This window comes from Arthrobacter jinronghuae, from assembly GCF_025244825.1.
GTDB classification, from domain to species: domain Bacteria; phylum Actinomycetota; class Actinomycetes; order Actinomycetales; family Micrococcaceae; genus Arthrobacter_B; species Arthrobacter_B jinronghuae.
The window spans coordinates 2249916-2263386 of sequence record NZ_CP104263.1 but is presented as its reverse complement, the minus strand read 5'-3'; the positions used below and the strand labels follow the sequence as shown (position 1 = coordinate 2263386).

Genomic DNA, 13471 nt, shown 5'->3' with positions numbered 1-13471 from the left:
AGTGCAGGTGCTGCAACGGAGCAGCTGCGATGCAGCCACAGCAGTCACAGGGCAACAGCACTAATAACAGGCCAGCAACCGCAACAAAGCGGCAGCCCTAAGTAATGCAACAGCGGTAAAGGACCACCAGCCGCAACAGAGCAGCATCCACAAGAGTGGACGTAACAGCAGTCGCCGTCGTAACAGAGCGAAGGAACGTGCCGAAAAACCAGGGCGGAACCAAACGCTGGCTAGAGTGGTCCCATGACTGAGATCACACCGAAGCGGGCCGTTGTCACCGGAGCAAGTTCAGGGATCGGAGCCGCCGCCGTACGGGCACTGCGCGCCTCGGGCTGGGACGTCGTCGCCGTCGCCCGCCGCAGGGAGAAACTGGAGGCGCTCGCAGCGGAAACCGGCGCTGAAGCCATCGCCGCGGACGTCACCGATGACGCTTCGGTGGCACAGCTCGCCGGGCACGTCCTGGCCGGCGGGGGAGTAGACGCCCTGATCAACAACGCCGGCGGCGCCTTCGGGCTCGACCCGGTCGCCAGCGGAAGCATCAGCGACTGGCAGCGCATGTACGACGTCAATGTCCTGGGGGCGCTGCGTATGACGCAGGCCTTCCTGCCGGCACTGCGGGACAGCGGCCGGGGATCTGTCCTGCTGCTGACGTCGACGGCGGCCTTCACCGCCTACGAGGGCGGGGCCGGCTACAGTGCGGCGAAGTCCGGGGAAGAGATGCTGGCCCGGACCCTGCGCCTGGAGGAAGCCGAACACAACGTCCGTGTCATCGAGATTGCGCCCGGCATGGTGAAAACGGAGGAGTTCTCCCTGAACCGGGTGGGGGACAAGGAAGCTGCGGACAAGGTGTACGCCGGCGTCGAAAAGCCGCTCACGGCTGAAGACGTTGCCGAGGTCATCGCGTTCGCTTTGAACGTGCCGCACCACGTCAACCTGGACCAGGTGGTCCTGCGCCCGCTGGCGCAGGCGGCCCAGCACAAGGTCATACGCACCGCACTGTAGGCCGGCAGGTAGTCCCGGAACGCCCCGCCGGGGACGGTGCTTCGACAACCGGCGCGGGCGTGGCCTAAACTTGACCGGAACAGCACTGACCCGGCCATCACCGGTGAGCTTCCGGAAGAACGGTTACCCCTTTAACAGGGGCAGCCCAGTAGAACCGGACGGGTAAGCCCGTCACAGCAGTCAATGAGCGGCAGCCGCGCGAACCCAGCACCAACGGGAACGCACGGCGGCAAGCGAGGTGGTACCGCGGTTACCGCCGGCCTTTCGGGGCCGGTAGAGGCCGCCCTCGCATCCTGTTCCACAGCCAGATTCACTTGCCGCTATCAGGATGACGAATATGCCCTCTGTATACCCCAAAGCCAGCACCGGCGACGCAGCTTCTGCTGCCGTTCCCTCCTCCCCCCGGTTTCCGGAACTCGAAGAACGCGTTCTGAAGTACTGGGACCAGGACGGCACCTTCCAGGCTTCCATCGACGCCCGGCCGGCCGGAAACGACGGCGAGAACGAGTTCGTCTTCTACGACGGCCCGCCCTTCGCCAACGGCCTGCCGCACTACGGCCACCTGCTCACCGGCTACGTGAAGGACCTGGTGGCCCGCTACCAGACCCAGCGCGGCCGCCGCGTGGAACGCCGCTTCGGGTGGGACACCCACGGCCTGCCCGCCGAGCTCGAGGCCATGAAGCAGCTCGGGATGAGCGACAAGGTCCAGATCGAGAAGATGGGCATCGACAAGTTTAACGATGCCTGCCGCGCCTCGGTCATGAAGTACGCCGGCGAATGGCAGGACTACGTCACCCGCCAGGCCCGCTGGGTGGACTTCGAGAACGATTACAAGACGCTCAACGTCGAGTACATGGAATCGGTCATCTGGGCGTTCAAGACCCTGCATGAAAAAGGCCTGACCTACAGCGGTTTCCGCGTGCTTCCGTACTGCTGGAAGGACGAGACGCCGCTGTCCAACCATGAGCTGCGCATGGACGACGACGTCTACAAGATGCGCCAGGACCAGACGGTCACGGTCACCTTCCCAATCACCGCCGGCGACAACGCGCTTTCCGCCGAGCTCGAAGGCGTGCAGGCCATCGCCTGGACCACCACCCCCTGGACCCTGCCCACCAACATGGCCCTCGCCGTCGGACCCGAGGTCCGCTACGCCGTCGTGCCCGCCGGGCCGAAGGGCACCCAGGCCGGCGAGGGACGTTTCCTCCTGGCCGAGGACCTCGTGGGCTCCTACGCGAAGGACCTGGGGTACGACGACGCCGAGGCCGCCCGCGCGGCCGTCACCGCTGTCCACCTCGGCAAGGACCTCGCCGGGCTGCGCTACGCACCCCTGTGGAACTACTACACCGACACGGAGAAGTGGGGCACTGCCAACGCCTGGCAGATCGTCACCGCGGATTACGTCACCACCACAGACGGCACCGGCGTCGTCCACCAGGCACCCGCCTACGGTGAAGACGACCAGAAGGTCTGCGAGGAATTCGGCATCCCCGTGATCCTCTCCGTCGACGAAGGCGGCAAGTTCCTGCCCATGTTCGCCAACGGGGAACTGTCCGACATTGCCGGACTGCAGGTCTTCGACGCCAACAAGCCGATCACCCGCGTCCTGAAGGCGGACGGCCGGCTGCTGCGCCAGGCCAGCTACGAGCACAGCTACCCGCACTGCTGGCGCTGCCGGAACCCGCTGATCTACAAGGCGGTCTCCTCCTGGTTCGTGGAGGTCACCAAGATCAAGGACCGCATGGTCGAGCTGAACCAGCAGATCAACTGGATCCCCGAGAACGTCAAGGACGGCCAGTTCGGCAAGTGGCTGGAAAACGCCCGTGACTGGTCCATCAGCCGCAACCGCTACTGGGGCAGCCCCATCCCGGTCTGGGTTTCCGACGATCCCAACTACCCGCGCACCGACGTGTACGGTTCGCTGGCGGAAATGGAAGCCGACTTCGGCCGGCTGCCGCTGAACAAGGAAGGCCAGCCGGACCTGCACCGCCCGTTCATCGACGAGCTGACCCGGCCCAACCCGGACGATCCCACCGGTCAGTCCACCATGCGCCGCGTGGAAGACGTGCTGGATGTGTGGTTCGACTCCGGGTCCATGCCGTACGCCCAGGTGCACTATCCGCACGAGAACGCCGACTGGTTCGAAAGCCACAACCCGGGCGACTTCATCGTGGAGTACATCGGCCAGACCCGCGGCTGGTTCTACACCCTGCACGTGCTGGCTACGGCGCTGTTTGACCGGCCTGCCTTCCGCAACGTCATCAGCCACGGCATCGTGCTCGGCTCCGACGGGCAGAAGATGTCCAAGTCGCTGCGCAACTACCCGGATGTCTCCGAGGTCCTGGACCGCGACGGCTCCGACGCTATGCGCTGGTTCCTGATGGCCTCCCCGATCCTGCGCGGCGGCAACCTGATCGTCACCGAGCAGGGCATCCGCGACGGCGTCCGCCAGGCCATCCTGCCGCTGTGGAACGTGTGGCACTTCTTCAGCCTCTACACCAACGCCGCGAACAACGGCAACGGCTACGAGGCCAAGGCCTGCTACGACTCCACCGAACCGCTGGACCGCTACCTGCTCGCCGCCACCGGCGACCTGGTTCGGGACATGGGCACGGCACTGGACACCTACGATGTGTCGGTCGCCTGCGAGATCCTGCGCGCCTACATGGACACGCTGACCAACTGGTACATCCGCCGCAGCCGCACGCGCTTCTTCGAAGAAGACACGCAGGCCTTCGACGTGCTCTACACCTGCCTGGAAACCGTGTGCCGGGTGGCAGCCCCGCTGCTGCCGCTCATCGGCGAGGAAATCTGGCGCGGCCTCACCGGCGGGCGCTCCGTGCACCTGACCGACTGGCCGGACGCTGACCTCTTCCCGAGCGACCCTGCCCTGGTGGAACGCATGGAAGCCACCCGCCGGATTGCCTCCGTCGGTTCCTCCCTGCGCAAGGGCGCGAACCTCCGCGTCCGCCTGCCGCTGTCCGAAATGACCGTCGTCGCCCCGGAGGCGCAGTCCCTGACCGGCCAGTTCGCCGCGATCATCGCGGATGAGCTGAACCTGAAGAACGTCCGCCTGGTGGACGCCGCAGACGCCGACCCGGCCGAATTCGGCATCAGCCAGAAGCTCGTGGTCAACGCCCGCGCCGCCGGCCCCCGTCTGGGCAAGAACGTGCAGACGGCCATCAAGGCTGCCAAGTCCGGCGACTGGTCCGTGGACGACGCCGGAACGGTCACCGCCGGGGGCCTCGCCCTGGAACCGCAGGAGTACACGCTGGAGACCGTCGTCGAATCCGGCGAAGGGGAATCCGCCAAGGCGGTTGCCGTGCTGCCCGGCGGCGGCTTCCTGGTCCTCAACACAGAGGTCACCCCGGAACTGGCCGCCGAGGGCACTGCCCGCGACGCCATCCGCGCCGTCCAGCAGGCCCGCCGCGACGCGGACCTGCACATCAGCGACCGCATCCGCACACGCATCAGCACGGGCGAGCAGGAAGCGGCCGCGCTGGAAGCCAACGTGGGCCTGGTGAAGGCCGAAACGCTCACGGATGACCTGGCGGTCACCGGGGACCTGGTCACCGACGGCGCCGACACCGACGCCGACAAGTACATCGTCACAGTGGAGAAGATCTAATGAGTTCAGCAGACCGCCCGTCCGGTTCCATTGACGGGTTCTCGGTGGAGAGCGTTTATGCCGAACTGCTCAGCCGCGCGCCGGAAAACAAGATGGAGCCGCGCATGGCTCCGCTGTTCCGGGCGATGGAAGTACTGGGGGAGCCGAACAAGGCCTTCCCGATCATCCACATCACCGGTACCAACGGCAAAACGTCCACGGCACGCATGATCGAAGCCGGGCTGCGTGCCTACGGGCTGCGCACCGGGCGGTACACCAGCCCGCACCTGACCAGCGTCACCGAGCGGATCAGCATTGACGGCGAGCCCGTCAGCGATGAAACGTTTGTCCGGATCTGGGACGAGATCCATCCCTACCTGGACATTGTGGACGCCGAGCTGGAGGCCGCGGGCGAGCCCCGGCTGACGTACTTCGAAGCCGTGACCATCCTGGCGTTCGCGGTCTTCGCGGACGAACCGGTGGACGTGGCCGTTATCGAAGTAGGACTCGGCGGCATCACCGATGCCACCAACGTCGGCGACGGCACCGTCTCCGTAGTCACACCCATTTCCCTGGACCACACCGAACTGCTGGGCGACGACGTCGCCGATATTGCCCGGGAAAAGGCCGGCATCATCAAGGAGGACGGGTTCCTCATCAGCGCCGCGCAGCCCATGGAGGCCGCGCAGGTGCTGCTCGAAAAGGCCCACGAGGCAGGCGTCCCGTTCCGGTTCGAAGGTGTCGAGTTCGGCGTCGAATCCCGGGTGATGGCAGTGGGCGGCCAGATGGTCACCATCAACGGCCTCGCCGGCCGCTACGAGGACCTCCAGGTTCCCCTGCACGGAGCCCACCAGGCCGAAAACGCCGCAGTGGCCGTGGCCGCGCTGGAAGCCTTCATCGGCGGCGGGACCAAGGAACTCGACGTCGAACTGCTGCGTACCGGGTTCCTGACCGTCACCTCGCCCGGCCGCCTTGAGGTGGTGCGGACCGCGCCCACCATCGTTGTCGACGCCGCGCACAACCCTGCGGGCGCGAAGGCGACCGCCGAGGCGCTGCGCGAGGCGTTCAACTTCACCACCCTCGTCCTGGTGGTCGGCATCCTGGCGGAAAAGGACGCCGTCGGCATCCTCAGCGAACTCCGCGAACAGCTCGGCGACCTGGTCAGCGGTGTTGTGCTGACCCAGTCCGCCTCGCCGCGGGCCATCCCGGCCGAGGAACTGGTCCAGGACGCCGTGGACGCCGGGTTCGCAGACGAAGACATCCAGGTCGAGGCCGGCCTGGACAATGCCCTCGAATGGGCCGTAGCCAAGGCCGAGGAGAACAACGATCTCTCCGGCGGCGTGCTCGTGGTCGGTTCCATCACCGTGGTCGCCGAAGCGCGCACCCTCCTCGGAAAGTAGGCTTCGCAGCTATGGCTAAACTGACCAAGGCGCAGCGCGAATGGCGTCCGGGAATGCCCAAGAAGCGCCGCTCCGTCAAGGTAATGTTCGCTTCGACGGTGCTGACCCTGGAAGCATTCGTGGTGCTGTTCGGGACGCTGGCCGTCTTCGGGCTGCACCGGGACAGCATCTCGCCGCCGCTGCTGCTCACCGGCGGACTGCTGCTGGCGGCGGCGATGATCGGAACGTGCGCGCTGCTCTCCAAGCCGGCAGGCCCGCTGATCGGGTGGATCCTGCAGTTGGTGCTCATCGCCAGCGGTTTCCTGGAACCCATGATGTTCCTCGTTGGCGTGCTCTTCGCCCTGACCTGGTGGTACGGGCTCAAAGCCGGAATGCGGCTGGACCGGGAGAACCGCGAACGGGACCGGATGCAGGCCGAATGGGAGAAAGCACATCCCGAAGAAGGCAACGCGGCAGCCGGCCCCGAAACCGCCGCCGGCACCGACTAGGCTTAGATCCGATATCCGATCGTTCCAAGGAGATACACCGTGAGCACCGAGCGCACACTTGTCCTGATCAAGCCCGACGGCGTCGAGCGACGGCTCACCGGCGCCATCCTGGCCCGGATCGAAGCCAAGGGCTACACCGTGGCCGAGCTGAAGAAGACCGAAGCCACCCGCAGCATCCTCGAAGAGCACTACGCCGAGCACCAGGGCAAGCCGTTCTACGAGCCGCTGGTTGAGTTCATGCTCAGCGGTCCGATTGTTGCGGTGGTCCTCGAAGGACAGCGTGTGATTGAAGGCTTCCGGTCCCTGGCCGGCACCACCGATCCCACCACGGCGGCACCGGGCACCATCCGCGGCGACTTCGGCCGGGACTGGGGCTCTGCCGTCCAGCAGAACCTGGTCCATGGATCCGATTCGCCCGAATCGGCTGCCCGCGAAATCGGCATCTGGTTCAGCTAGTACCGGAACCGTAAGGACATACGAAGGGCCGGCACCAGTAATGGTGCCGGCCCTTTTGTCTGCAACGGGAGGTTACGGAATCAGCTTTTCGTCCCGCAGGCGCGCAAAGAGCGCCTTGAACGCATCTTCCGTGCGGCGGTAGCCTGTGAAGCCGGCGACCCGGCTCTTGCTCATATCCGTGAGCACCTCCACCTTCCGGCCGAGGTCAGCATCGGTGTGCCACCAGGAGGCCAGGCGTCCGAGATCCGGTTCGGCCAGGCCGTGCTCGGCGGCGATCTTCGCCCAGGCTTCGGACATGCCGGCCATTTGCTCCTCCAGCGGGCGCGGCTCGGACTCAAACCCGACCGGCTCCACCCCGAACTCGGCGGCCAGCCGCGGCCACAGGGAACGCCAGCGGAAAACGTCGCCGTTGACCACGTTGAAGGCTTCATTGGCCGTGTGTTCATCCGTCGCAGCCCAGAGCATGTGCTCGGCGAGCAGGCCGGCGTCGGTCATGTCGGTGACCGAATTCCACTGGGTTTCGGAGCCCGGGAAAATGAACGGCATCCCGAGTTCCCGGCACAGGGTGGCCTGCACGGCAAGGGTCTGGCCCATGTTCATGGCGTTTCCGACGGCGAAGCCAATCACGGTATGGGCGCGGTGGACCGACCAGGCAAAGCCTTGCCGCTCGGCGGCTGCCATCAGTTCGTCTTCCTGCGCGTAGTAGAAGTTCTCCACCGGCAGGCGCGGTTCGTCTTCGGAGAACGGGGTATCCGGCATGGGACCCTCGCCGTACGCCTCGAACGGGCCCATGTAGTGCTTGAGCCCGGTCATCAGGGCTACATGCTCCAGGGGAGCGTCGGCGAGAGCCGTGAGCAGGTTCCGGACCATGGCCGAGTTGACGGCAATGTTCTGGGCCTCCGTCTCCTGCCGGGACCAGGACGTAAAGAAGACGTGTGTGGGGCGGGCGCCTTTCAGCGCCTGGGCCAGGCTTTCGGGAGAGCCGAGGTCCGCTGCAACCGGGACGACGCCGGGACGCGCCGGGTCGGGGTTTCCGGCCTTCCGCGACAGGGCCAGGACGGTCCAGCCCTCGTTCGAGAGCAGGTCCACCAGGGCCGCTCCGGCGATCCCGGTGGCACCGGCAACGAGTGCGGTGCGCGGGGTTTCGGAGCGGGCGGGCGTGGTTCTGAGCATGGTTCTCCTCATGGATCGAAATGCGGCGCTGCGGGGCAATCTTCCGTACGCCTTCTTCTGGGCCAACGGGGAACCGGCGGGGGAAATTCCTCACGGGTTCCCGAGAACTCGCCTAGGCTGTGGCCATGGCACTTATATACGACGCCGAGCTGCGTCCGGGCAAAATGGAATTGATCTCCGGCTGGTTGCCGGGCACGTGGTGGTTTCCCTCAACGGATCCGGTGACTGTTCGGAAGGTGGCTTCCTTCCGGTTCGATGACCCCGAGGGCGAGGTGGGAATCGAAACCCATATCGTGGAAGCCGGATCACTGCTGGTGCAGGTGCCCCTGACCTACCGCGGCGCGCCGCTGGCCGGTGCGGAGGAATTCCTGATCAACGAAATGGAGCACTCGGTGCTCGGTCGGCGCTGGGTCTACGACGCCCTCGGCGACCCGGTCTACGCGCGGGCACTGGAAGCGGCACTGCTTTCCCGGCAGCCGCAGGCGGCCCAGTACCTTGCCAACGACGGCGGACGCGAGCTGATGTCCGAAACCATGCAGGTGGCCAGCACGGGGATGCCCGACGGCGCCGGGCTGGTCGACGCGCCCGCCTCGGATCCGGAGGGCTGGGCAACCTCCGTCCTGACCGAGGGCGGCTGGGAGTTCTCCGTGGTGCGGCTGCTGGATGTGGACGGGCGTACGGCGCCGGATCCCTCGCTGACGGCCACCTGGGAGGGCCAGGAGATTCCGGTGGTGCTCGCCTGGGGACTTCCGCTGGAGCGGTAGTTTCCACCCGGGCCGCTGAAACTCCGGGGAGGGGCTAGCTGCCCAGGAAGGAGTTCAGGAACCGGAAGAAGATGGACGCCGCCGTCGCGACCCAGAGGAGAACGACGATCGGCCACGCCCAGTCCGTCAGGAAGCGGACCAAGCCGGCCGGCGCCGGGATGGTGCCGGCCGTCAGGTTGCGGATGGTCGTGAAGACGAACAGTGGAATCATGGCCGCCCACACCGCGATGCAGTAGATGCACAGCACGTATATGTCGAACAGTGCCTGGCTCCACAGCCAGACCACGAACACCATGCCGAGGGTGACGCCGATCTGCAGTCCGATCCAGTACCAGCGGGCGAAGCGGGCACCGGCCAGCAGCCCCATGGCAGTGGTGATGACGACGGCGAAGGCCACGATGCCGATCAGCGGGTTGGGGAAGCCGAAGATCGCCGCCTGCCAGGTCTGGAACACCGTTCCGCAGGAGACCCAGGGGCTGATGTCGCAGCTGGTGATGTAGTCGGCGTCCGCATACACGTGGAGGCGTTCAATCACCAGGATGCCGGAGGCGACCCATCCGACTACGGCGGTGACCAGCAGTGTCCAGGCAAAGGACCGGCGTTCCGGACGGACTGCAGCGGCTGGCTGGTCCCGGGGATCGGCGGCTTCGTCCGGGGTGGCGCCGGAAGATGGACGGGCTGCGCTGGAGGGCACGGAAGCTCCTTACGGAGTAGCTGTCGGAAGTAACTATCTGCGTCGAGTCTATGCGCAGGGGCGGGCCAAAAAGGCGGCCGTATGCGATAATGAAGCTTGGCTGACGGCGGAACCACATTCCGTTGCCGGTCCAGCGACAGGCTTCCGGTTCTGCCGGTGACGCTTCCCGTGTAGTTGGCCCATCAATCCGGATGGGAACCAGGGAATCCGCCGGCCAGACCTACCCAGAACAGCCGTAACGAAAATTATCCGTTCCGCAGGGGTAGCAGGAAAAGCGCCGCTGGTCTTCGAGTGATACCGCGCCCCACAGCTGGCACGACCTCGAATGACATCCAGACGACTTCCGGCTGGCGGGCAGGCTGCGATGCCACCGTACAGCCGACACATTGCCTTGGGGCATTGGAATGTGGCCAGTGCCGCAGGGCCGGAGCATAGGCCTACATGACTAATCAGAATAATGGAACCAATGAACTGCCTGTGGAAACCGGTGCGGCAGGGGATCTTCCCGTGCAGCCGGACGAGCAGCCGGCACCCGTAAAGAAGGCCACCCGCAGCCGCCGCAAGTCTGTCCCGGCTGCGTCCCCCGCAGGGCAGCCCGCAGCGGCCGCCCCGGAAGCCGAAACGGTTCCAGCAGAAACCCAGCCGGAAACGCCCGCGCCCGCCGCTGAGAAGCCCAAGCGCACACGCGCTCCCCGCAAGAAGGCAGCACCGGCCGCCGAAGCAGTTACCCCGCCTGAGGAGACCCCCGAAGCCGCCGCCGAAGCCGCTTCCGCCGCCGCAGACTCGGTAGCCCTTGAAGCGGCTCCCGAAGCCGCTTCCGCTGAAGCAGCTCCCGCGAAGACAGTCCGCCGGCGCCGCAGCCCGGCTAAGAAGCCTGCCGCTGATGCCGTTGCCGCAGAGAGCGCTGCTGCCGTCGAGAACGCCGCTGCCGGTGAAGTAACCCTGGCAGCCGGTCCCGAGTCCACCAACACCGAACCCGCTGCCGAAGCGGCCGCCCCGGCACCGAAGACCCGTACCCGGCGCCGGGCCAGCACGCCGACCGGTCCGGCACGTTCGGCGGAGTCGGCCCAGTCTGCTGCTGCGGAAACCGCCGAAACCCCCGCCGAGCCGGTGCTGCCCGCCGCGGCTGAAGCGACCGCAAAGACCGAGGCCCCGGCCACGGCCGAAGCCGCCGGGCCCACCTCCGCGCTGGATCCGTTCTCTGTGCCGGAGTCGCCCACCTCGGTGCTGTTCCACGCCCCGGACCTCACCGCCGTACGTTCCGTGCCGGTGGCCAAACCCGCCGAAGCGGAAGAAACGGACGAGCAGGAGGGCAACGAAGATTCCGGCCGTTCCCGCCGCCGGTCCCGCCGCGGCCGCAGCCGCCAGGGCTCGGAAGCTGGAACCGGGCAGGAAGCCGGTGCAGAAGAAGCAGCGACCGGCCCCGAGGACAGCGAGTCCGACGGCGTAACCTCCCGCCGTCGTCGTCGGCGCCGCCGCGGGGATGCCGACCTGGAACTGACCGGGGGAGCGGACGATGATCCGCCCAACACCGTCACCCGGGTACGCGCACCGCGCGCCCACGCCGAGGCCCCGGTCTCGGACCGCGTCACCAGCGTCAAGGGCTCAACCCGGCTGGAAGCCAAGAAGCAGCGCCGCCGCGAGTCCCGCGAGTCGGGCCGCCGCCGCCACGTAATCACCGAGGCTGAGTTCCTGGCCCGCCGTGAGTCCGTGGACCGCCAGATGATTGTCCGCCAGCGTGACGAGCGGATCCAGATCGGCGTGCTGGAGGACGGCGTCCTTGCCGAGCACTTTGTCTCCAACACCCAGCAGGACTCCCTGATCGGCAACGTCTACGTCGGCAAGGTCCAGAATGTGCTGCCCAGCATGGAGGCAGCCTTCGTGGACATCGGCCGCGGACGCAACGCCGTGCTGTACGCCGGCGAGGTCAACTGGGATGCCGCCGGCCTGGACGGCCAGCCGCGCCGTATTGAACTGGCGCTGAAGTCCGGCGACTCGGTCCTGGTGCAGGTCACCAAGGACCCGGTGGGCCACAAGGGTGCACGCCTGACCAGCCAGATCTCGCTGCCCGGCCGCTACCTCGTGTACGTTCCGGGCGGTTCGATGACCGGCATCTCGCGCAAGCTGCCCGACGTCGAACGCAACCGGCTCAAGAAGATCCTCAAGGACCACCTGCCGGAAAACGCGGGCGTTATTGTGCGCACTGCCGCCGAAGGTGCCAGCGAGGAAGAGTTGATGAATGACATCAACCGCCTCCGCGCCCAGTGGGAGAACATTGAGGCCAAGTCCACGTCCACGAAGACGCTGCCGCCCGAACTGCTGTACGGCGAACCGGACCTGACCATCAAGGTGGTCCGCGACGTCTTCAACGAGGACTTCTCCAAGCTCGTGGTCTCCGGTGAAGAGGCCTGGGACACCATCGAGGCCTATGTCACGTATGTGGCGCCGGATCTGGTGGGACGCCTCGAGAAGTGGACCAAGGACGAGGACATCTTCTCGGCCCACCGCATCGACGAGCAGATCGCCAAGGCCCTGGACCGCAAGGTGTTCCTGCCTTCGGGTGGTTCCCTGGTGATCGACCGCACCGAAGCCATGACAGTGGTGGACGTGAACACGGGTAAGTTCACCGGCAGCGGCGGCAACCTGGAAGAAACCGTCACCAAGAACAACCTCGAAGCGGCCGAAGAAGTGGTCCGCCAGCTGCGTCTGCGCGACATCGGCGGCATCATCGTCATCGACTTCATCGACATGGTCCTTGAAGCCAACCGCGACCTGGTGCTGCGCCGCCTCGTGGAGTGCCTGGGCCGGGACCGTACCAAGCACCAGGTGGCCGAGGTTACCTCGCTGGGTCTGGTCCAGATGACCCGCAAGCGCATGGGCACCGGCCTGCTGGAAGTCTTCGGCGAGACCTGTGAACACTGCGAAGGCCGCGGCGTCATCACGCAGGACGTACCCGTGGAGCACCGCCGCAGCACCAGCCACACGCCGGCCGGCAACGGCCACGCGGTTGCGGACGATAACCACCAGCAGCACCTCAAGCAGGAAAAGCAGTCCCGCGGGGACCGGAAGCGCAACCGCAGCCGCGGACAGAACGGGAACGTCCAGGCTGCTGAAGAGCAGCCGCAGCCCGACGAGCCGGTGCAGGAAGATGCCGAGCGGCAGGCGAAGGCCGAAGCCGCCCGTGCAGCCTTGGCCAGCATTGCCGCTGCGACCGCCGCCGCGCACGACGTTGTTGACGCCGTCGCCAACGGCAACGCGGGATCCCCGGCGCCGAAGGAAGCAACCGCTGACGAGTCCGACACCGAGCCGGGCGCCGTGCTGAATATCCAGGGCGAAACCGTAGTGGTTCCCCGCCGCCAGCGGCGCCGCCAGGTGAAGGAAGAACCCGTCCTGACGCTCGAAAGCCTGACCGAAGCCTTCAACGAGGTTGCCTCGGCTGTGTCCCAGCCGGCGGAACCGGCACAGGGAGCCGAAACGGCGTCTGCTGCCCAGCAGGAGCCGACGTCCACCCGGCAGGCTGCACCGCAGGCATCGGCACCGGAGGCACCCGCCCGTCCGGTGCGCCGCCGCAGGGCAGCCAGCAGCCCGCAGGGAGCCGCCGAGGTCACGGCGCCGGCCGCAGGGGAAGCAGCTTCCTCCGCTCCGGCACGGCATACGGCCACGGCTGCCGGCAAGCCGCCGGTGGCCCGGGAGGAAAAGACCGGTGCAGCGGCTCCGGTGATCCTGGGCGTAGGCGTACCTGCCTCCGAGCTGTAGCGTCCCCGTTCCACCGCCTGCGGGCGGCCTGTCCCTGATGGGGCCGGCCGCCCGCAGGCGTTTAAGCCCGTGCTGCGGACCCACCGGGGCACCGATGCCCGGAACACCGGCTTCATGGGATAAAGTAGAGA

At 66.7% G+C, this 13471-nt stretch carries 9 protein-coding genes; 7 read left to right on the top strand and 2 right to left on the bottom strand.

Going from position 1 to position 13471, the window contains the following annotated elements; translation table 11 throughout:
• Positions 1 to 243 precede the first annotated feature (243 nt).
• The 5 genes from N2K98_RS10595 (at position 244) to ndk (ending at position 6953) form a co-directional block, all read left to right on the top strand.
• The gene (locus tag N2K98_RS10595) at positions 244 to 1002 is read left to right on the top strand and encodes an SDR family oxidoreductase (protein WP_255865782.1); all 759 of its coding nucleotides are present in this window, start codon (positions 244 to 246) and stop codon (positions 1000 to 1002) included.
• Positions 1003 to 1330: 328 nt separating this feature from the next.
• Positions 1331 to 4630, top strand: a complete 3300-nt coding sequence (gene ileS / locus N2K98_RS10590) for an isoleucine--tRNA ligase (RefSeq protein ID WP_255865781.1) — start codon at positions 1331 to 1333, stop codon at positions 4628 to 4630.
• A complete protein-coding gene (locus N2K98_RS10585) occupies positions 4630 to 6009 on the top strand; it encodes a bifunctional folylpolyglutamate synthase/dihydrofolate synthase (RefSeq protein ID WP_227921060.1) in 1380 nt (459 codons plus the stop codon). Before ileS ends, N2K98_RS10585 begins: the two co-directional genes overlap by 1 nt.
• Positions 6010 to 6020: 11 nt before the next feature.
• Positions 6021 to 6497, top strand: a complete 477-nt coding sequence (locus N2K98_RS10580) for a DUF4233 domain-containing protein (RefSeq protein WP_229951668.1) — start codon at positions 6021 to 6023, stop codon at positions 6495 to 6497.
• A gap of 39 nt (positions 6498 to 6536) precedes the next feature.
• A complete protein-coding gene (gene ndk / locus N2K98_RS10575) occupies positions 6537 to 6953 on the top strand; it encodes a nucleoside-diphosphate kinase (RefSeq protein WP_229951669.1) in 417 nt (138 codons plus the stop codon).
• A 72-nt stretch (positions 6954 to 7025) separates the two neighbouring features.
• On the opposite strand, the gene N2K98_RS10570 is transcribed toward ndk, so the two are convergent.
• A complete protein-coding gene (locus N2K98_RS10570) occupies positions 7026 to 8126 on the bottom strand; it encodes an SDR family oxidoreductase (RefSeq protein WP_255797463.1) in 1101 nt (366 codons plus the stop codon).
• Between the two features lie 125 nt (positions 8127 to 8251).
• Here N2K98_RS10570 and N2K98_RS10565 point away from each other — a divergent pair, with 125 nt between their 5' ends.
• Complete coding sequence (locus tag N2K98_RS10565) at positions 8252 to 8890, top strand: CG0192-related protein (protein ID WP_255865780.1); 639 nt, start codon at positions 8252 to 8254, stop codon at positions 8888 to 8890.
• Positions 8891 to 8924: 34 nt separating this feature from the next.
• On the opposite strand, the gene N2K98_RS10560 is transcribed toward N2K98_RS10565, so the two are convergent.
• Entirely contained in the window at positions 8925 to 9584 is a 660-nt protein-coding gene (locus tag N2K98_RS10560) for a vitamin K epoxide reductase family protein (RefSeq protein WP_407079983.1), read from the bottom strand.
• Positions 9585 to 10025: 441 nt separating this feature from the next.
• Between N2K98_RS10560 and N2K98_RS10555 the strand changes: the two genes are divergently transcribed.
• Positions 10026 to 13340 (top strand): Rne/Rng family ribonuclease, encoded by a 3315-nt coding sequence (locus N2K98_RS10555; RefSeq protein WP_255865779.1) that lies wholly within the window; start codon positions 10026 to 10028, stop codon positions 13338 to 13340.
• Positions 13341 to 13471 lie beyond the last annotated feature (131 nt).